Genomic DNA, 18,447 nt, shown 5'->3' on the forward strand with positions numbered 1-18,447 from the left:
CCACTGCTCACCTGCAGGTTCATCAACTGACAAAGTTCCGGTAGTGAGGCCAGCGCCGAGGCTCGTAGGCAACCGACGGAGCACATACGAGCGTTTCGTTTCGCGAGTTGCTATTGAGGAGGATAATCCGACCTCCCACAGTCAGCGGTGATGCCCAAGAGAAGATCACTGCGGCAGCACTGGTCGATCGCTTCGGCCTGATGCGCCCACGGGGCGCGATAGGCCAAAGGCTTGCATGGAGCGATGAAATGGCGAATTCAGGGTTTGCAGAAGGCGTGGATATCGAACTCACAGCCGATAGAGCCCGGCTGGAGCGGCTACTCAGCGAAAGCTCTGGGTCGCTTATAGAGCGGGCGCGGGCGCTGGTCGAGTTCTCGATTGAGCTGACAGTTGCCGCTCGCAGCCTTGACATCGGGATGCAAGCCGCAACTTCCGCTCTTGCATTGCTCGACCAGGAGACGGAACCTGATCTCGTGCTCCGGAGCCAAACCCACATGCTAGTGGGTGGGTTGGCCATGCAGCTAGGGGACTATGAGCAGGCCCGACTCCACGTGGACCGGATGCGTCACTTCGCCGAGGCCGCTGGGGAGCCCCAAGCGCAGACGCAAGCGGAAATATTGCTGGCTAACCTCGCCAGGGCCCGGGGCGACCTGGCGCAGGCACAGCAGCACTGGGGGAACGCGCTTCCCCTGCTCGAGGACGTAGATCAGCAAAGTGGTGCGCACTGGTTCATGGGAACGCTCGCCGCTGACCAGGGACACATGGCGGAGGCAAAGGAGCACGCGGAGCAGGCACAGACTTTGGCAAAGAACCCGATAGCCCAGGGCGCGGCGGAATTGCTGCTTGCTGACCTTGCGCGACGGCGCGGCGATCTCCACCAAGCCCAGCAGCATGCGCGGCGGTCGATTGATCGGACTGAGCTTGCGAACGACGTGCTCGGGCAAGGAGATTCGTACCTCTTCGCGGCCCAGTTGGCACGGGATCGGGGCGACCCATCCGAGGGGCAACGGCTTGCCACACGGGCGTTGAGCCTGGCCGAGGCGGCCACCGAGGAGCTAGAGCCTGAGGAGTTACACAGCTTCCTGAGCTACGCGCATCGCGTCGCGGGGGGTCTGGCGCGGGACCGGGGAGATCTTGCGGAGGGACAACGCCTTGCCGATCTGGCGCTGGAGCTGGCCGAGGCCAGTGGCAGTCGTGCCGCACAAACCAGCGCACACGACCTGCTGGCGCAGCTGGCATGGCATGAGTGGGGCGATCTCGCCCGGGCGCGGCATCATGCAGAGCAGGCGTTGGCTCTCGCTGAAGCCGCTGGCGATGTGCTCGCGCAAAGCCGTGCTCACGCCATGCTGGGTGAGCTGGCTGGGCGCGAGCCGGCGAACCTCGCTCAGGGCCGAGAACATGTGCAGCTGGCGTTGAAGCTAGCCGAAGCTGCCGAAGACGTCTTTGAACAATGCCACGATCATGCGGTACTGGGCGAAGAAGCCCGCGTCCGGGGAGATCTCGCGGCAGCGCAGGAGCATGCGGTACAGGCATTGCAGCTGGCCGAAGCTATCGAGCACCGAGTAGGACAGGGGAACGCCCACCACATACTTGCCGAGCTGTACTACGCGAGGAACAACGTTCCCGAGGCCCAGCGCCACCTTCAAGACGCTCTGGTATTGGCTGAGAAGGCTGGCGATGTACCTGAGCAGGGAAAGGCGCACCTGATGCTGGGTGACCTCGCACGCTTGGGTAATGATTTGTCTGGAGCACGCGAGAACGCTCAGAAGGCGCTCGATCTAGCCGAACGGGCGAGGGATGAGAAAGGCGCAGCAAAGGCACACGTGCTGCTGTCAAATGTGCTAGTGGCTGGATCTCGGGAGGATTGGCCAGCAGCACTAGATCACATCCTGGCAGCGGTACGTGCACGGGAAGGAGTGCGGCAGTGCGTAGCCAGTGCGGCCGACCGAGTCCGTATCCTCGCCGAATCTGCAGACTGGGACCAGATAGGTCTATCGCTAGCAGCTGACTTGCACGACGGATGGGCAGCGCTGGAGCTGGCAGAAATCGGCAGGGGTGAGGCGCTATCGGAACTTCTGCATTCCCACGACACTCACCGTGAGTTGCCAGAACCGGTCCAGGCTCTCCTGACCCAACTGGAAGAGGCACACGCCAGCAAATCGACATTGCTCGATCTGCAGCCTATCCCGGACCAGCGGACCATTGACCAAGGGCTGCAGGACGCGAGAAGAAGGACACACGACGAGCTCGACGAGCGGATCGCTCAGCTACACAAGGAATTGGCCACGCTGGTTGGCAGCGCATTCCAACAGGCTTTCGCGGTCGAGCCGGTCGCCGTCGACCATCTACGTGCACGTCTACACGGGGACGTCCACGCCCTGCTGCTGAGGCTGTTCCCACACGACCAAGTGCCAGGCAGCCGATTGCTGTACTCAGTGTGGGTGCCTCCCGATCCCTCCGAGGTGCCAGTCATCGAGGAGAACATACTGACCACGGAGCAGGTCGGGTGGCTGACCGACCTGACCAACGCGAACGACGCGTACTTCGCTGGCTGGAACCTTCTGGATGACACCGAGCACCGCTGGCGCCGCGAACTGGGCGACCAGCTGCTGCCGGCCGAGTTGCGGAGACGATTAAGCGATCCCCGCTCGAACAGGGAAGAAGATTCGCCGACCTTGCTGATCGTGCCTAGTGGCGAGCTATGGGGGGTACCGTTCGCTGCACTCGATGTTGGCGGGAGTTATCTGCTGGACCTCGCCGCTCTCACTTTGCTGCCTGCGTTGCGGATGCTACCTGACACCCTGCCGCTCGACAAGCAACCGGAAGATAGTAGGAATGCGCGAGCTCTGGCCTACATGGCTGGAGTATCCGTGACAGCCGAACGCGCCCAGCTCGTGCACGACTATGCGGACCGATTGGAGGAGGAGATCGACCCTGAACGACTGGTGGCTAAGTTGCGCACGGGCGACCGCTATCAGCTCGGAGTTCTGTCCGTACACGGAGATTCCGAGCTCGGACTGGCGCACGGTCTGGAGCTCCGGCGCGATCCGCCATACAAGCTGTCCGCCGCGCGGCTGCTCGGTCTTCGCCTTCCTCCTTACCTTGTGCTCGGGGCCTGCTGGTCAATGCGAGTGTCATCCGGTCCGGGCGAGGAGCCCATCGGATTGTCCACCGTAGCCCTTACCCGCGGCGCAGCCTCGCTGGCGACCGCACTCTATCCAGTCCCCGACAAGGCCACTGGAATCATTCTCGCCACCTACTACCAGCAGTTGGCGGCCGGCCTGCCACCCGTCCATGCCCTGCGCAATGCCCAACGGACATACATCGCAGAGGCGTGGCGCAACGCCCAGCGCGAGGGATCCGACGTAGAGCTTGGCTGGACCCCCGGATACTGGGCCGGGCTGGCAATTCTCACCACGGAACCCCAGCGGCAGCCGGCTGGCTGATACTGCGCTCGACGACCCACGGTGGGGTAATCGGCGGCGACCGCAGGTCAGCAGTTGTGCTGTCCGGCGGTGCCGCCCTGGACGCCGGCCCTGACCAGCACCGCCAGCAGGAGGCCGAGGATGTCGGTGACGATGGTCTGCTTTCTTCCCACCACCTTGTTGCCGGCGTCGGCAGTCCGGCCGCCGCCCTCGCGATGGTGTTCAAGCTCGTCGAGTCCGCCTGGCCCGCTGGCGCGCGATCACCGGCGCCCACCTCGTCCCGCTGGTCCGCGCCGGGGCCCGCTTCGAACGCGGTCAGCTCGTCGAACGCCCAAAAACCTCGCAGCATGAACGTGCTCAGCTGACACACTGAGCAAAGCTGAGGCCGAACCGCAGAACCGCAGAACCGCACAGAGGACCCAGACGCCCGTGCTGAACCCACTCGACGCTCCCGACGCGGTGGAAGCCGCAGCTGAACCGCTCGAGGAGCTGCTCGACGACTGCAACCATGTGTCGTCCATAGAGCTGCTCCATGTAGTCCCAGTGGCTGGGACGGCACCCGGTCATGACTGGATGGAGGGTCTCGCTCAAGCCGTGTACGACGCGGGGGCCAGCGGACACCAGGTAGGAACGGCGGTCCACCCGTTCGAGTCACCGCACGCCTGGCGGGACATCCTCCGCCGAGAGGTGACCGACGGGTACATGCAGCCCGCCAAGAAGTGGCCAGACGCCAACTTGCGCATGCCCGTTGACATCCGGCAGGCAGGCGAACTCGCCGATGGCGTCGCCGACCTCATCGAAGCACATCTGGGGCCCGTCCGAGCCTGCGCCGACGTCTACGGCCCGACGGGCTACATATGGTGGCGCGACTTGCTGCTGGTCACCAGCGACTGGGCCACCATCCTGCATCTCGAGATTTACGACTGACCGAACACGCCCCCGTCAACTGCGCCGCCGCCTCAACGACTCTCATCGTCCACAACTCTTGACAATGTGCGCAATTCAGGCTTGCCGTCCGGCACTGGCGTCACTCCGTCGCCACAGCCTCAGTAGCTGCGCGGGCGGGGCGGCTGAGCCGCCTGCAGCACCAACCGGTGCTTTGAGAGGCGAAACACCCAGCGAGGGTGCGCTTGAGATCCTCCGCACCCCCTGCGGAGGTGGTCGTTTATCCGTCTGTGAGTGATTCACCGGACCGTGGATGTGATCCTGTTCGCACGGACAGATGAATCTGGCAGGCACGGCCTTCTGGCCTGGCGATCAGGGATTCCATACCTCATGATCACCAGGATTCGCACCCGTTCCGCCACCCCTTGCTTGAGCAGTCCAGCGACCCGTGTCGCGATCGAAGAACCATAGAGTTCCGGACTGCAACCCCGACAGATCCAGATTGCGTAATTGCTCGTAAGCCTCCTCGGGAAGACCTTGCTCGAGAACAATTTGCGCACCTGTAGATCCGTCCTGAAATATCACTTCGCGGCGCTTTGCGCTTGATGCGTGGAATATCTTCTCGAGCGCACTCCGAAGCACTCGGTAGGCATCTTCGCCTAGGCTACCCAGAAAAGCATTAAGTGCCGGTAAGACCACAAGAAGAACAAGCAACATCGGGTCACGGAGCGTAGGACGTGACTGCGAAGGGGCCTGAAGGCCGATGGATGACAATGCGTCCCGGAGCGAATCTTTCTGATCTTCTGACAGCCCTTCACCAAAGGTGATATAGGCGTCATCCACTCCCGCCCTAGCCATAATTCCTCCCGCGATACCGGATAATCTCGTCGCATGTCGCCTGCGGCGGCATGAGCATGCATCTTGGTTGGCGCCGCGCGAGTTACGAAGAGCCACTACCCATCGACCGGAACATATTCTGCGGGCGCTCAATCCATCTCGGGCGCTAACTATTGATGGCTCTCCAGCAGGGCCAGTCGCCTAGTCATGCTGTCTGCCTCTTTGGCGTATCCCTGATTACGGGCATCCTCGATACTTCCCCTGATCATTTGACAGGCCACACCACTTTGAAGTTCAGGGCATTCTTGAAGAACTCGCAATGCCGATTGATCACTTGGCGCCCCAACGAACGCATTGATAGCATCCGCTAGCTGCTGCATCGAATTCCCGACGGCACTAGCCATCTGGCGAACGAACTCCTCATCCCCCGGATCCGATTGCGTCGACATTTCACTTCACCTCAGCACGCATCTTGTAAACACGGAATCTTCTTGATTTCAGGAGCCCCGAGAAGCGAACTGGTCTCTTATCCAGGCCAGCACACTTTGGCGCTCACCGCACCTTCTGCCGCCTTCCGGTCTTGGTCGTAGTGCTCGCGAAAACCCTCACCGGGGCTGAGCTGGGGTTTTGGTCCGGGCTCGTGGCAAGGGATGACAGTGAGTCGTCGTTCGGGGCGAGCCGGCCGCGCCCCTGGTTGGGCCGGTGGTTCCTGAAGTGGCGCGCGTGGTCGCGGCGGCCATCGACCAGAAGGCCGGCGCGGTCCTGACCAACTACCGCTCACCACGATGCCAATCTGGGAGTTCGAGGAGGCATCTTCACCGATCAAGCGGTCCGGATCTCCGTCGATGCCCGGCCCGGCCCGTGCGGCCCAGTGGAGGTCATCATTCGCGGCACCCGACAGCGACACTGTGAACGGCGCGTTCGCCCGGGCGCTCCGGGACGCCGAGGCGTTGCGTATGCGACTCACACCAACCGGGCCAGGAAGCAGCATGAAGGGAACAGCCCCTCCAACGCTCCCGGCACGCGACACCCTGCCCTTGGGCGTACTGCGGCGGCGCGCCCAAGGCACAGCACCGGCCCTGAGCAGCTGGACGGCTGAGCACAAACTGAAGCCGACGTGCCTGTCCCGCTGGCGGCCGCACCATGGTGAGGAGCTAAGTGAGTTCCCTTCCTTGCCGTATCTCCCAGGGGCCGGTCGGCACGAAGTGCACATCGTCGAAGTAGTGAAGCCAGCCAGCCAGCCAGCGTCTCGACTGCTCGTTGCGCCTGCTCACTCGTGAGCTCGCCCGCGGCAAGCAGTGCATCCTGCGCGTCAGAGAGATTCATCCGTCCTGCCACCGTCAGCGCGTGGAGTTCGGGCATGGCGCGGAGACGGGCAAGGACTTCCGCGCCGAACGCCTGCTCGTCGAGGCCAGGGCCGATGTCGAGGTGCGCTAGATCTCGGAGCACGCCAGCCAGCACGTCACTCCCGATGTGGCGATGACGCCCGTTGTAGACCCGGTAGAGCCGTTCAGGGTTGCGAGTCTCCGGCAGCCACCGCGCCGACTGCTCGTCCAGGCCGTGCACGACCACACGTGGGCTATCTTCGTCGTCCCGCATGAGGGCCGCCTGCTCGCACATCTGCTCGGCCAGCTCGACCGTCCCAGGCACCGAAGTGGCGTCGAGCGCGGCAAGTACGCGCTGAACTTCCGGGTGGGCCGTGCTGACCTCGACGAGGAGTTCGACGTTCGCCGCCGGTACGCGGCCGGTGGCCTTGCCGGTTAGATTGGCAGACCCGACGAGGCACCGGTCGTCGGCTACGTACAGCTTCGCGTGGAGGTTGTGGCAGAGCCGGACGGTAGTGCGTCCGTCCTGCTGTGCCAGCTCGGCGATCTCAGGGTCGGACACGCCAGCTGCGATCTCGGGTACGGACCAGCGGGTAATGCAGGTGATCTCCTCGACCTCCGCGGGCACGGCGTCGAGTGCTGCCTGGAAGACCTCCTTCTTGATGAAGGGGGCGACCAGGAGGACGCGGCCGGTGGCGGTGGCGAGAAGCTGCTCGATTTGGCGCCAGACGTGATCGACCGTCACTCGTCGTCGTCCTCGTCGTCGGCGTCGCTGGCGCCGAGGAACTCGCTGGCGAGGCGGCCCCAGTCCTGGCGCATCCGCTTCGCGCGCTCGCGGGGCTTCTCGGGCTGCTCGTCCTCGAACCGCGCCCAGGAGATCAGGATGAGCTTGAAGGCGTTGGCTGCGGCGGTGAGGCGAGCCGCGAGTTCCTCGCGGCTCGCGCCGTCGATGTCCCCGTCGAGGACGGAAATCAGGTCGCTGTAGACCGGGTGGTCCATGTTGAGGGCGACCTGCAGCATGCCGGGGATGTACTCGACGTTGAAGAAGGCCGGCGAGTCGGGGTTGCGGCTGGTGAGCAGGCGGACGTGCTTGCCCTGCGACATCGTCTCCTCGATGATGCGCTGGGCGTCGGCCGGGCTGTAGTGGTGCGTCTGGACCAGGCTCTCGTACTGGATCTGCTTGCTTACCTCTTCAGGGGTCTCCTCGGCGAGCTGGTCGGTCAGGCTCGGCCGGGTCTCAGTGCGCCGGCGCTGGACCGCCACCTCGGCCTGGACCTCGACGGTCTCGTGCCGCTTGCGGCTGGAGCGGGTGCCCTCGGTCTGGTGAGCGAGCTCGGTCCGCAGGCGGCCAAGTAGCTTCTCGCGGATGTGGTAGACGATCTCGATCAGCGGAAGACGCCGATCGCCCTCGTCACGCAGTTCCTCCCGGTACTCCTCCCAGGACAGTCCCGCTGCTTCCTCACGCCAGTTGAAGTGGGCGAGGCTGGAGAAGACGTTCGCGGCCTGCTTGTTGTTGGTGACGCCGAAGACCTCGTCGAGAGCCGGGGGGAAGTCGATCTCGACGCCCCACCACCTACACCTCCGTCCTGCCGTCCCCGAACCGCGAGAGTGCGGAGAAGGCCTCCGCCCTCGTCCCGATGAAAACCCGCAAGACCAGCGCCCAGAAGGTATTCGTCGTAGGCCTCGGCGACCTCGAGGTCGCCATGGTCAAGAAGGATGACGCGCAAGCCCTCGTGACCGAGTGGAACGCGCTCGTGGACAACCGCGGCTCCGGGTTCCAGGCACGCCGGGCGGAGATGCCCGACGAGGCCTCCGCCTGGTCGGGCACGGGACGGCTGTGGGAGCGGATACCTCGACACGAGGTCGTCTTCTCCGTCGCGGCCGGCATCGACCGGCTGAGCGGAGCGCTGCTATACCAACTGCCGCTCTGCGGCGGACCCGCATGGGAGTTCGAGCGGGACCTGTTTACCGACCAGTCCGCGCTGAGCTCCGTGGAAACGCGGCTCGGCCTACGAGGTCCGGTCGAGGTCGTCGTCCGCGGCACGGACCGAGACGCGGTGAAGGGTGCGCTCGCGCAGGCCCTCCAGCAAGCGGAAGCGCTGCGGCTGCAGTTGGAGCCGCCAGCCGGACATGACCACGGCGGAGCCTCGGACCCAGCTGACGCGGCCTGACAACCACCGCACCTGGCAGGACCGGCCTGCACACGGTTAGGCGTGGCGTGCAGGCCGGCCATCCGCCGTTACATGTAATGTCCTGGCCACTCTTCCTATTTCTCGCAGCGCCAATCTGCGCACCTCACCGATTGGCGGATACATGGTATCCATGGTGATTTTGTCCTCTTGGGTTCCCAGGAGGTCGCGCAGCTTACGTTTCCACCCCGCTTCGATCCGCACGGTCCATGCCGTTGCGGGCCAGTTTTTACCAAGGACACTTCCTTTCGGGAAGAAGATGTTGAGGTTGGTGACCTCGTGCAATTCCTCGGCGGCGAGCCTTTTCCCTTCAAATCGCATATTTCGCCCGGGGTAGCTGGCGCTCAGGCCGCCCACGAGGAACCGGCCGCGTTGGGCGCGCATTCTGGGGTCAAGGTCCTGCGGGTTGACCACGGCGACGCGCTCCGTCCAGTGGGACCGGGCGTGGTGTTCGCCGACTGCGGTGCCCTTCCACTCCAGCTCCGGCTGGCCCCTAAGGTCGATGGTGTCGGGCTCGTCATCACTCCTGGAAGGGAGCTCGATTACGAAGAGACGGCCGTCTGTATCCTCGGCACGGTCGACCGCGAAAAACAGGGCTTCAAGGGGTCTGTCTGACACATCGATGAGCCGGGTGGGGATGCCGTGGTGCTGGAGGACAGCCAAGAGCTCTCCGTCGGTCATCAGCCGCCCCAGCCCCTCCATATGTCGCATGACGGTCAGAAGCTGCCGCTCGGCGTCTTGCATTAGTTTCTCGGACACCTTTGGTTGGTTTGCCCAAAGAGTTCGGTAGAGGCTAGAGGTGAGCGGATAGTCGGCGCTTGGCTGACCGCGATAGAAGACCAACCCGGAGTACGCTGCGGGCGCCTTCCTCCCCTTGGGATACGGGGTTCGTGCCCCCTCTGCTATCCATCTCCACAGGGCGTCTGCAGAGTCGATGCCGAACTTCGTATTGATTTCCCGCTCGGAAAAGAATCTTCCGGGCAACGGGCGTTCAGTGCCGTCCATCTCGGCTCCTCGACAGGGCGCCGCCCGGCGGCGGGTGCCGGTCTGCCACAGGGCAAGCGTGGCACGCGAGGTTCCGGAGCGCGCGGCGCGCACGCTCCGGGCCTCTGGGGACCCCGCGCCTAGCGGGGGCCGGCCGGGAGTTGCTACACGCCACCGTCAGGTGTGCTCAAGCGGTCGGACATCGTCTGGAACCAGGTCTGGCCGAGTAGCTGGTAACCGTCACGTATTGGGAACTCGCCGTATTCGGGCCGGCCCAACCGATGCCTATCCGAGCGGAGGGAAGGCGGCGCCCGGAGCCCGCATCAGCGGCGGCTGGTCCAGTGGTGGCTTATGTCGCCCATCGGCTCGCGGCGGCCGTCCGGGCCGACTCGGACGCCCGGTGCTTGGTTGAAGCGCAGTCTTGGCCCGCGTTCCCTGAGCTCCACCTGGTCCTGCCAGATAGGCCGGGGGGGGTGTCCGACGATGACCTGCTCGCAGGTGTCGGCCAGGTCGGCATTACACCGTTCAACCCGCCTCGGGCTGACATCTGCCACCGATGTGCCAGTACCGCGGGTGAGGACCAGTTGCTTGCGCGGGTCCAGAGGGAACCTGATCTGATGCGCATCCAGGAGCCCGAAGCCCTTGTAGGCGTCCTCCCTGGAGTTCGGCTTCCACAGGACGAGAGGGGCGTCTGAGGTCAGGAAGTCGGCGTTGTGGGAGATCTCCAACTGCCAGTGCCTGCCACGGAAGTGCGGCGCAAGCTCGGCGACCGTCCCCAACGTTGCGGAGATCGCATCGTTCTGGGAGGGGACTCCGTACACGCCGAGCAGCCCGTGGAGCCATCCCAATGCGCCTTCAACCTCAGCGGGCTGCGGAGCGAAGCCGAGGTGCTCGCGCTCCAGATACTCCGCGACCAGGGCGTGATCCAGAGGCCGGTCTTTTGCGTACGCCTTCACGGCCTTGGGAAAGAGCACCACGGTGCGCTTCTCCGGCGTGCGGTTGAACTGGACAGCGAGATAGAGGCACAGCACCTCCCGATCGTCGCTCCCCGGATCCGGCAGTCGACCGGTGCGGTCGATCTCGCGCATGATCTGGACGCCAGCATCGTCCAGGTGAGAGAGCTTCTCCTCGGCGAAGGTGGAAGTGGTGCCGTCCGACGAGGCGGTGGTGTAGAAGCCTCCCTGGACGGCGACGTTGATGACGTTGGCCATGTAGGGGTCCGTGCTGCCGCGCCGCCTGACCCGGACCTGGTCATCAAGGCCGAAGCGTGCCAGGTAGGACCGAGGGACGAAGTGGTGGCGCTTGGGGGGCGACATGTGATCGAGGGTAGTCCGCGCCCCTGTCATGAGGCGCTGGTCCTGCCGCACCGAAAGGCTCACCGCGACGGCGCGGTGCGGCCCATCTGGAGGAGGGCAAGGCCTCAGTCGCCCTCTCGCCTAACTTCTCGGTCATCGCGTCATTCGGATACCCACAGCAGGAGCAGCACCAGCCTGGCACGCCAGGTGGCGCCGTGCCGCGCGCGCAGGTACCGCTGAAAGGTGCGCGAGACGCCGACGACTGAGGCGTCCGCATACACACAGGTTCGGCGAGAGCAGCAGAAAAGGTGCGCGAGTCACGGATCCCCACCTAGGCTCATCACATATAGTGACGCCTTGACTACTATCAACAAGGGGCCTTCATGACTCTCACCGTCGCGACTCCCGCAACCACGGAAGGCGCTCAGGCCGCCGAGGCTGCGGCCGATGCCCCCTCCTTGGACTACTCCCGCGTCAACGATGTGGCCCCAGGCGTTCTCTACGACATGCTCCGACGCGACCAGCGGACGCTCATGGCGACCGCACTGGGCTGGGACGGCAGCTGAAGGGAGTGGCGATGTCTGCAACTAGCGCGACAACTGTCATTGAGTCGGCGAGTCGGCTGGCACTTTCATCATTGCGCGATGATGTAGCCAGTCTTCCAGAGCCAATCGTATCTCGCATGCAGAAAATTCTCGATAACTACGGCACGAAAATGCGCCCGGTTACCGAAACGTCATCCCTTGGCTTGGCCTTTGATCTGGGCATCAATGGCCCGGAAGATCTCGCCCCCATTGCAAAGGCCTGCATCGCGGGTGCACTTCACAACGCGATCATGGATGACGTCTTGGACAGCCATGGAGCGGGTCGGCATTTCCAATTGGCCGACCTCTATCCCGCGGAGATCTTTCGCGATCTCTACATCCTAACTCTGACAGAGATTCATCCGCCAAGCTGGAAGCCCGCCGGGAGACGAGCGTTTCTCGAAACCGAAGCCCAGACCTACAATGCGATGTATTACGAGGAAATCTGTCATGTGGGGAATCTGCATCCCTACGAAGACGATCTCCTTGTCGCGCACAAGTGCGCCGTGCTTAAGGGAATTATTCACCGAGTTGTCCACCTCGCCGGACGCGCTGATCTGTATGCTGACGCCGCCACAGGGATCGATGAGGCCGCGCTCGCATGGTTCATTACCGACGACATCTTGGATTGGGAAGAGGATATCGATCGCAATCGCTTCACCCTGCCCATCCAGTGCGCCATGGACCGAGCAGGTCTGGACACAGTAACTAGCGTGACAACGACCGCAGGTAAAGCTGCAGTGCTCAAGGAGCTTGGATTCAGCCAGCTCTACGACGAGCTTCTTGGTAAGGCCCTGCGGCACATGGATGCAGCGATCGCACTGTATAGCCCTATCTCGCCGACGCTGACAGACGCACTCTCGGAGCACCGGCTCCGTATCATCCAGTCCTGGCAAAGCCACGCCAAATACTTGAACCAGCTGGCTCTGTAGTGCCCTTTTCTCAATGCATTCACCCGACGGCCCTCAGATGCTATAAGGAGATCTCGTGCTGCGGCTTACCTCTCCTGCTGGCACGGTGAGCATATGGCGGACAGTGGCGCCTTCTACGGACTCGCGGGTGCGGCGGTTGGGGCTCTGATCGGTGGGAGCGCTGCCGTATGGGGTCCTTTGCTAGTCCGGCGGCGCGAGGAGCGAACTCTTGCCGCCCGCAGCGATCAGGCGCGGGCCGACGCCGAAACCGGTCGCATGATCCAGATCCGAGCTACTACCCGAGAGTGGCAGCAGCTACTAGAGGAAACCCTGTTCGATCTGGAGGCTGGCCGCGTGGTCGACGTAGATCGTCTCAGGGAGGCTGTTCGGGATAGAAAGTCCGCTGTGAACAGAGCTTTCGACGAAGGACTCCGCGACGGGATCTGGCATGCGCACGCTCGGGGGGCGTCTCTTTTTACCCAAGTGGGAATGCGGGATTCCCTTCGCCGTGAGGGGGCGGCAAGCATCGATCTCACGGACCTGGGAGAGGCTCTAGGAGACGCTACTTCTTGCTTGTGGCGCTGTGTTTACGCTGACCCCCCTGTTCCTGAAGACCTTCGCGCCGATGCCAGGCGGCAACTGGAACTGCTCGTGTTAGCGCGCGGGAGACTCGCAGCAGCGCTATTCGAGCGGCTTGAGGAGATCAAACCGGATACCCAATCGTGAGCTGTTCCTCCGGCCAAGTGGGCTCTGGGCAGTGGTCTAGCACTCCACCAAGAGCTGTGGCCCGAGCAATCGATGGCAGCCTTGATGAACTTGATGGCCAGCCGCTCTTAGGGCTTCAACTGCTCTCGCATGTCGTCGTAGATCGGTGTCACTCCGACGCGCTTGAAGAACATGTCCGCGAAGGCAAGTATCGAGGTCCACGCCCATACCGCGCAGCCGTGCCCAAGACATCGGTCCGGGAAGAACGGGTTGCCCTTGCTGGTGAACGGGTTCTCCGTGAACCTCCGGCCGGACAGGCCCTTGGCGGTACCCTTGAGTGCCTCCTCCGAGGCCCCGGCCCCCGCTCGCCATTCCGGCCGGTAATGCACCAGCTCGTTTCGCAGATGGACGACCAGCCGAGCGTCCTGGTACGGCTTGGCGCCGGCGTCGAAGGGCTCGCGACGAAGTAGATCAAGCACGAGTTCGATCCGGTCCAGAAGTGAGACCCGCTTCCCGAACGCCTTCATCAAGAAGGTGAGGGCGTACCGTTCCTCCGGCGAGAGACCACCCTTGCCGCCTCCGACGTGCAGGTTGTCGTGGGAGGCGGAGCCTAGCAGCTCGTTGAGCGAGGCTTCCAGGAACGCGACCGAGGCGAGAATCGAAGCCACCGCGTAGGACTTGTGCTCTTCCGCCTCCGCCGCAGACCACTGGAGCCCACGGCGCTTCTCATCCTCGCTCGGCGGCGCTGGATTCTGCTCCAGCTCCCCGCATTTCCGGGAGAACAGCGTGGCAGCGCGGGCCTGATCGATCGAGTACCAGTGCCAGACCGCGACGGTGGCATTCGGGGCTTGCGCCTTCACCATGCCGAGCAGTCTGATACCCAGTCCTCGCCTTCCAGCGCGAACAACACCGGTCGTTCACCCGGCCGGCTCCGAGTCCGTCACCCTCTTCGACCATCCGGACACCACCCGGACTCCCGCCACCCGCGGCAGAGTCTCGCGCCCCACCAGCCGCAGTAGGCGCCAGCCTTAGTCAGCCGTCGGAGGACACGGTCCGTGGTTTTCAAGGACTGGAAAAGACTCCGCTGGACGGCTGTGGACGTGGGTGGAAAGGGGGTCCGTGAGGGCGGCACGGGGGCGCTGTCCCCGCGTTATCCCCGCGTTGCCCTCACAGACGGGCATTTCGGGCATCATTTCGGGTCAGCAACGGGCATCGACTCAGTGTCAAAAACGAAAAGAGCCAGGTCAGTTGGGGTCTGACCTGGCTCTCATGAGGGCGGGCCGCCAGGAGCTCGAACCCTGAACCTACTTAAAAGTCCGCAGCTCTTGAGTTAGCCTCGGCTCAACGTAGGGCGCCAACAGCCCTGGGCCTCTTACATCGATCACGGAACGTAGCCGCGCCTCCTCGCCTGCCGTCTCTTCTTGGGGTACTCCGGACCGCTCATCGGCCCTCCGGCCGCGACCCATCAGGCAAGAACGCCATCTGCGGCTTGCACCATGGCCAACGCCGAGACGTGACCCGCCGCCCAGGTGTGACCTGCGCAGACCCCAGCCGGCAGTGGGCGTTCTTCAGCGATCACAGACGTGAGGTCGCCTTCCACCCGGCACGCCCGCTGGATCTCGACGCGCTTCGAAGAACGCCACGTACGTACGGTCTGCCCCGTTCAGCACGCCAACCCTGTTCCGCCCGTCCAGGCGGACAGGTGACTGTAGGCGTGCCCGGCCGAGCCCAAGCGGCTCCACCACCCCGCCAGAGGGAGACCATGTACGCCCGACCCCGCGTTCCCGCCGTAAGCCGGCTCTCGGTTCCGACCCCGGCCGTCGCCCCCGACCCTGCGCACCAGGCCGATCCGGCAACGGAGTTCGACCTCCTGCACAGCGGCTGGTACTCAACCGAGGAACTCGCCGCACTGTTGAAGGTCGACCCCTCGACCCTGCGGCGCTGGCGCTCTGCCACTCCCCCGCAGGGACCGCCCTTCGTCCAGATCGCGCCCCGGCTCTACCTCTACAGCATCCCCGACACCCAGGTGTGGCTCACCCAGAAGCGCACCGACCCATCCGAGGCAGCCTGAATGTCCGACCCCACCCAGCTCATCCCCATGGGTGTCAAGCTCACCACCGACATCGAGCACCGCCCTGACCGCCGCCCGGAGTTCCGCTACCGCGCCCGCGTGCGGTGGACGGAACCCAACGGCGGCGGTCGCAAGTCGGCTTCCTCCTCCGTCCCCACGGAGACCGAAGCCGAGGCCTGGATCGCCCGCATGCAACGGGGCAGCAGCACGCGGTATCACCCCCGCAACCCTCACCATGACCCTCGCCGAGTACGGCGACGAGAACTGGGACCTGGCGATGCGCGGCCTGGAGACCACCACCCTCGACCCCTACGCCGCCGGCTGGAAGCTGCGCGTCACCCCGGTCCTCGGCCACATACCCGTCACCAGCATCACCAACGGCATCACCGACCGGGCGCTCCACTCGTGGATCGCCGACGGGCTCAGCATCTCCTCCGTCAAGAACAGTCTCGCCCCGCTCGTCCGCATCATGGAGCAAGCCGTCCGCGACGGCCTCATCGACTTCAACCCCTCACGGATGAGCGGCTGGCAGCGCCTCTACAAGAAAGCCGAGGACGAACTCGACGACCCCCGCTCCCTCGCCCTCGCCGACTGGGGAACCCTCGACGAACTCGCCAACGCCCTCGTCGAACGCTCCCACAACCACTACCGCGGCTGGGGCGACATCGTCCGCTTCGCCGCCTGCACCGCCGCCCGCATCGGCGAGGTCTCGGGCGTGCACGTCAAGGACATCAACCGCTTCGACTGGACCTGGGATCTGTGCCGCCAGACCACCACCGGCCCCGGCGGCCTCATCGACAAGGGCACCAAGGGAAAGCGGCGGCGCACCGTCCCCATCATCGAAGAGATCCGCGACCTCGTGAACTGGCGCATGAACGTGGTCGGAAACAACCCCATGGCCCGCCTCTTCACCGGACCACGCGGCGGACGCATCACCACCGCCATCCTCCGCGACGCCACCCACTGGGACGAAGTCGTCGTCAGCCTCGGCTACGAGTACCTGCGCCGGCACGACCTCAGGCACACCGGCCTCACCTGGCTCGCCGACGCCGGCGTCCCCATCCACGTCCTCCAGAAGATCGCCGGCCACGGCCACATCACCACCACCCAGCGCTACCTCCACCCGGACAAGAGCTCCATCGAGAACGCTGGCCGAACCCTCAGCAGGCACCTGTCAGCAGACCGGACTACCTCGCAGGCGGCAGCGACCGAGGCGCCCGTTCGTCATCTACGTCTCGTCCAGTAGACGGCCGTAACGGGCAGCCTCCGGGGTCTCGCCGCTGACCATCTACCTACGGCAGCGAGCCTGTCATCGTCAACCACGCTGTTGTAGAAGTGGACTTGTGACAGACAACGAGCAAGGTGCGGAACCCTGGGTCCGGTTTCTGTACCGCGAGCAGACGGCACGCAACATCCACGGCAGCCTTCGAGCCTCTGGCATCACCGTGCCGCTGGACGCCGTACTCGACCTGTGCAACCGCGAGGTAGTGACGCGCGACGGCAACCCCGCTCCCCTCCCACCCGAATGAGCGCTCCATCTCCTCGACGGTGCCAGCACAATGCCACCCACCGCTTGCTCCGACCCCGCTCCGACCGCACAGCAGATTTCCGGCGGCCCCATCCGGGTAGGGCTGCTGTCATATCGCGCAGGCAGCACGGACCCCACGCGGGTTCGCGCTGTCATGGACCAGGGGGTGGACTGGGTGGCACGCCGAAGGACTGTGGCGGAAATCCTCGCCGAGGCGTACCGCCTGAAGCAGCAGGCACGAGCCGCGGAGGCGCAGCGCGGGACGCAGCAGCCGACGAACGGTCAGGCCTCCGCGCCGGCGGCTCAGCCCCGTCCCAGGAAACGGAAGGGTGGACCCCGTCGTCGAACACGCCCGGCTCCTGGCTGCCGGCGAGAAGCACCTCCAACGTGAGGAGGCCGCCCGCGCCAAGGAAGCCGCCCGCGTGGAGGCCGAGTTGGCCAAGCGCCAGGCGGCCCGCCGCCGGGCGGAGGAAGCAAGGAAGCGCGAGGACGCCCAAGCCGAGAAGGAGGCCCAGCGGCAAGCCCGGCAAGCGGAGACGGCCCGGCTCAAAGCCATGGCCGAAGCGGGCACCGCCGAGTGCAACCTGCGCCGCGAGGAACTGGAGACGGTCCTGCTCCTACGACCCGAGGGCCTTGAGCTGTGGCATCCCCACGTCGAGCAGGCGTTCATCCACGAGGGTCCCCAGGGCGTCGCAGAGATGGTCGAAGACCTGCTGCAGCGGTCCCCCGTGCCCCCTGGGTGCCGAACGGCATCCCGTGCGGTCTACACCCCCGAGGCCCAGCAACTCCTGGTCGACGTCGAGCTTCCGAACCACGAGATCGTCCCCGCGGTGGCCTCCTACCGCTACGTCGCCCAGCGGGCCGAGGTCGTCCCCCAACCCGCCAAGCAGGCCGAAGTCCACGAGGCCTACGCCCGGCTGGTGGCCCGCCTGGCCCTCCGGGCACTGGACGAGGCGTTCACCGCCACACCGGCAGCATTCGTGGAGACCATCATCCTCAACGGCCGCGTCAACGCCACGGATCCGACGACCGGCCAGGCCGTCCGGGCGTGCGTCGTCAGCGTCGTCGCCCAACGCAAGGACTTCGCCGAACTGGTCCTGGACGAACCGCGTCTCGACCCGCAGCAGTGCCTCCACCGGCTCGGCGCCACCGTCTCCAAGCACCCCCACGACCTTGAACCGGTCACACCCATCGTCGAGGCGGACCTGTCCCGCTACCGCATCATCACCGACACGGCCGTGGTAGCCACCCTCGACAGCCGGCCCGACCTGCTCCGTATGAACCCCTACGACTTCGAACGCCTGGTCCGCGAACTCTTCGAAGCCATGGGCTACGAGACCTGGCGCACCCAGGGCTCCCGCGACGACGGTGTGGACGCCGTCGCGACATTGGCCGACCCAACCGGATCCACCATCTTCGCCATCCAGGCCAAACGCTCCAAGAACGTGGTCCCGGTGAACACCGTCCGCGCCATGTCGGGCGTCATGCAGGACAAGGACGCCGGCTACGGCATCGTCGTCACCACCTCGTGGTTCGGCAAGGACAGCTACGACTTCGCCCACCGCAACGGCCGCCTCCGCCTCATCGACGGCCGCAACCTCAAAGCCCTGCTCACCGAGCACCTGAACATCGACGCCCTGATCGGGCTGCCCAAGGTCCCCCCGGGCTGGCAGGCCGGCGACCTCGTGTAGGTACGAACGCGCCGCCC

General features: G+C 64.8%; 15 protein-coding genes and 2 pseudogenes. 10 read left to right on the forward strand and 7 right to left on the reverse strand.

The features are described 5' to 3' along the window. Positions 1-248: 248 nt before the first annotated feature. The gene (locus ACZ3YO_RS36510; RefSeq protein WP_465578130.1) at positions 249-3,446 is read left to right on the forward strand and encodes a CHAT domain-containing protein; all 3,198 of its coding nucleotides are present in this window, start codon (positions 249-251) and stop codon (positions 3,444-3,446) included. Positions 3,447-3,508: 62 nt separating this feature from the next. Here ACZ3YO_RS36510 and ACZ3YO_RS36515 read toward each other — a convergent pair. After that, positions 3,509-3,628: pseudogene (locus ACZ3YO_RS36515) on the reverse strand (IS5 family transposase); the annotation flags it as partial. Here ACZ3YO_RS36515 and ACZ3YO_RS36520 point away from each other — a divergent pair. Next, positions 3,611-3,798 (forward strand): annotated as a pseudogene (locus ACZ3YO_RS36520) (hypothetical protein); the annotation flags it as partial. The pseudogenes ACZ3YO_RS36515 and ACZ3YO_RS36520 overlap by 18 nt on opposite strands. Positions 3,799-3,854: 56 nt before the next feature. Next, the gene (locus ACZ3YO_RS36525; RefSeq protein WP_465578132.1) at positions 3,855-4,352 is read left to right on the forward strand and encodes a hypothetical protein; all 498 of its coding nucleotides are present in this window, start codon (positions 3,855-3,857) and stop codon (positions 4,350-4,352) included. 330 nt (positions 4,353-4,682) lie between these two features. Here the strand turns inward: ACZ3YO_RS36525 and ACZ3YO_RS36530 are convergent, their stop codons facing one another. From ACZ3YO_RS36530 to ACZ3YO_RS36540, 3 genes are all read right to left on the reverse strand, one after another. Continuing rightward, on the reverse strand, positions 4,683-5,153 hold the full coding sequence (locus ACZ3YO_RS36530) for a hypothetical protein (RefSeq protein WP_465578134.1): 471 nt from the start codon (positions 5,151-5,153) through the stop codon (positions 4,683-4,685). A 957-nt stretch (positions 5,154-6,110) separates the two neighbouring features. Then, entirely contained in the window at positions 6,111-7,217 is a 1,107-nt protein-coding gene (locus ACZ3YO_RS36535; protein ID WP_465578136.1) for a phospholipase D family protein, read from the reverse strand. Beyond that, positions 7,214-7,735, reverse strand: coding sequence for a hypothetical protein (locus ACZ3YO_RS36540; protein ID WP_465578138.1), 522 nt, complete (start codon positions 7,733-7,735; stop codon positions 7,214-7,216). The genes ACZ3YO_RS36535 and ACZ3YO_RS36540 overlap by 4 nt, the downstream gene beginning before the upstream one ends. Before the next feature lie 374 nt (positions 7,736-8,109). On the opposite strand from ACZ3YO_RS36540, the gene ACZ3YO_RS36545 reads away from it, so the two are divergent. Next, a complete protein-coding gene (locus tag ACZ3YO_RS36545) occupies positions 8,110-8,643 on the forward strand; it encodes a hypothetical protein (protein ID WP_465578140.1) in 534 nt (177 codons plus the stop codon). A gap of 36 nt (positions 8,644-8,679) precedes the next feature. Here ACZ3YO_RS36545 and ACZ3YO_RS36550 read toward each other — a convergent pair whose 3' ends face one another. Together ACZ3YO_RS36550 and ACZ3YO_RS36555 are read right to left on the reverse strand one after the other, a co-directional pair. Then, a complete protein-coding gene (locus ACZ3YO_RS36550) occupies positions 8,680-9,666 on the reverse strand; it encodes an FRG domain-containing protein (RefSeq protein ID WP_465578142.1) in 987 nt (328 codons plus the stop codon). A gap of 302 nt (positions 9,667-9,968) precedes the next feature. Further along, a complete protein-coding gene (locus ACZ3YO_RS36555) occupies positions 9,969-10,961 on the reverse strand; it encodes a DUF4238 domain-containing protein (protein ID WP_465578143.1) in 993 nt (330 codons plus the stop codon). 362 nt (positions 10,962-11,323) lie between these two features. On the opposite strand from ACZ3YO_RS36555, the gene ACZ3YO_RS36560 reads away from it, so the two are divergent. Together ACZ3YO_RS36560 and ACZ3YO_RS36565 are read left to right on the forward strand one after the other, a co-directional pair. After that, positions 11,324-11,506 (forward strand): hypothetical protein, encoded by a 183-nt coding sequence (locus ACZ3YO_RS36560; RefSeq protein ID WP_465578144.1) that lies wholly within the window; start codon positions 11,324-11,326, stop codon positions 11,504-11,506. 116 nt (positions 11,507-11,622) lie between these two features. Further along, the gene (locus ACZ3YO_RS36565) at positions 11,623-12,456 is read left to right on the forward strand and encodes a class 1 isoprenoid biosynthesis enzyme (protein ID WP_465578145.1); all 834 of its coding nucleotides are present in this window, start codon (positions 11,623-11,625) and stop codon (positions 12,454-12,456) included. An 812-nt stretch (positions 12,457-13,268) separates the two neighbouring features. On the opposite strand, the gene ACZ3YO_RS36570 is transcribed toward ACZ3YO_RS36565, so the two are convergent. Then, positions 13,269-14,003, reverse strand: coding sequence for a hypothetical protein (locus tag ACZ3YO_RS36570; protein ID WP_465578146.1), 735 nt, complete (start codon positions 14,001-14,003; stop codon positions 13,269-13,271). Positions 14,004-14,902: 899 nt separating this feature from the next. Between ACZ3YO_RS36570 and ACZ3YO_RS36575 the strand changes: the two genes are divergently transcribed. The 4 genes from ACZ3YO_RS36575 to ACZ3YO_RS36590 all read left to right on the forward strand — a co-directional run bounded on the left by ACZ3YO_RS36575 (position 14,903) and on the right by ACZ3YO_RS36590 (position 18,430). Beyond that, a complete protein-coding gene (locus tag ACZ3YO_RS36575; protein WP_465578148.1) occupies positions 14,903-15,211 on the forward strand; it encodes a DNA-binding protein in 309 nt (102 codons plus the stop codon). A gap of 235 nt (positions 15,212-15,446) precedes the next feature. Next, a complete protein-coding gene (locus ACZ3YO_RS36580) occupies positions 15,447-16,457 on the forward strand; it encodes a tyrosine-type recombinase/integrase (RefSeq protein WP_465578150.1) in 1,011 nt (336 codons plus the stop codon). A 97-nt stretch (positions 16,458-16,554) separates the two neighbouring features. After that, the gene (locus ACZ3YO_RS36585; protein ID WP_465578152.1) at positions 16,555-16,740 is read left to right on the forward strand and encodes a hypothetical protein; all 186 of its coding nucleotides are present in this window, start codon (positions 16,555-16,557) and stop codon (positions 16,738-16,740) included. Between the two features lie 328 nt (positions 16,741-17,068). After that, entirely contained in the window at positions 17,069-18,430 is a 1,362-nt protein-coding gene (locus ACZ3YO_RS36590) for a restriction endonuclease (protein ID WP_465578154.1), read from the forward strand. Positions 18,431-18,447 lie beyond the last annotated feature (17 nt).

It is taken from the genome of Kitasatospora sp. NPDC022785, from assembly GCF_055561295.1.

What these genes read in the sequence shown, in the direction of transcription:
- ACZ3YO_RS36565 (WP_465578145.1), top strand. Translation starts at nt 11,623, where the DNA reads ATGCAGAAAATTCTCGATAACTACGGCACGAAAATGCGCCCGGTTACC.
- ACZ3YO_RS36560 (WP_465578144.1), top strand. Translation starts at nt 11,324, where the DNA reads ATGACTCTCACCGTCGCGACTCCCGCAACCACGGAAGGCGCTCAGGCC.
- ACZ3YO_RS36550 (WP_465578142.1), bottom strand. Translation starts at nt 9,666, where the DNA reads ATGGACGGCACTGAACGCCCGTTGCCCGGAAGATTCTTTTCCGAGCGG.
- ACZ3YO_RS36555 (WP_465578143.1), bottom strand. Translation starts at nt 10,961, where the DNA reads ATGTCGCCCCCCAAGCGCCACCACTTCGTCCCTCGGTCCTACCTGGCA.
- ACZ3YO_RS36510 (WP_465578130.1), top strand. Translation starts at nt 249, where the DNA reads ATGGCGAATTCAGGGTTTGCAGAAGGCGTGGATATCGAACTCACAGCC.
- ACZ3YO_RS36545 (WP_465578140.1), top strand. Translation starts at nt 8,110, where the DNA reads ATGAAAACCCGCAAGACCAGCGCCCAGAAGGTATTCGTCGTAGGCCTC.
- ACZ3YO_RS36580 (WP_465578150.1), top strand. Translation starts at nt 15,447, where the DNA reads ATGACCCTCGCCGAGTACGGCGACGAGAACTGGGACCTGGCGATGCGC.
- ACZ3YO_RS36570 (WP_465578146.1), bottom strand. Translation starts at nt 14,003, where the DNA reads ATGGTGAAGGCGCAAGCCCCGAATGCCACCGTCGCGGTCTGGCACTGG.
- ACZ3YO_RS36575 (WP_465578148.1), top strand. Translation starts at nt 14,903, where the DNA reads ATGTACGCCCGACCCCGCGTTCCCGCCGTAAGCCGGCTCTCGGTTCCG.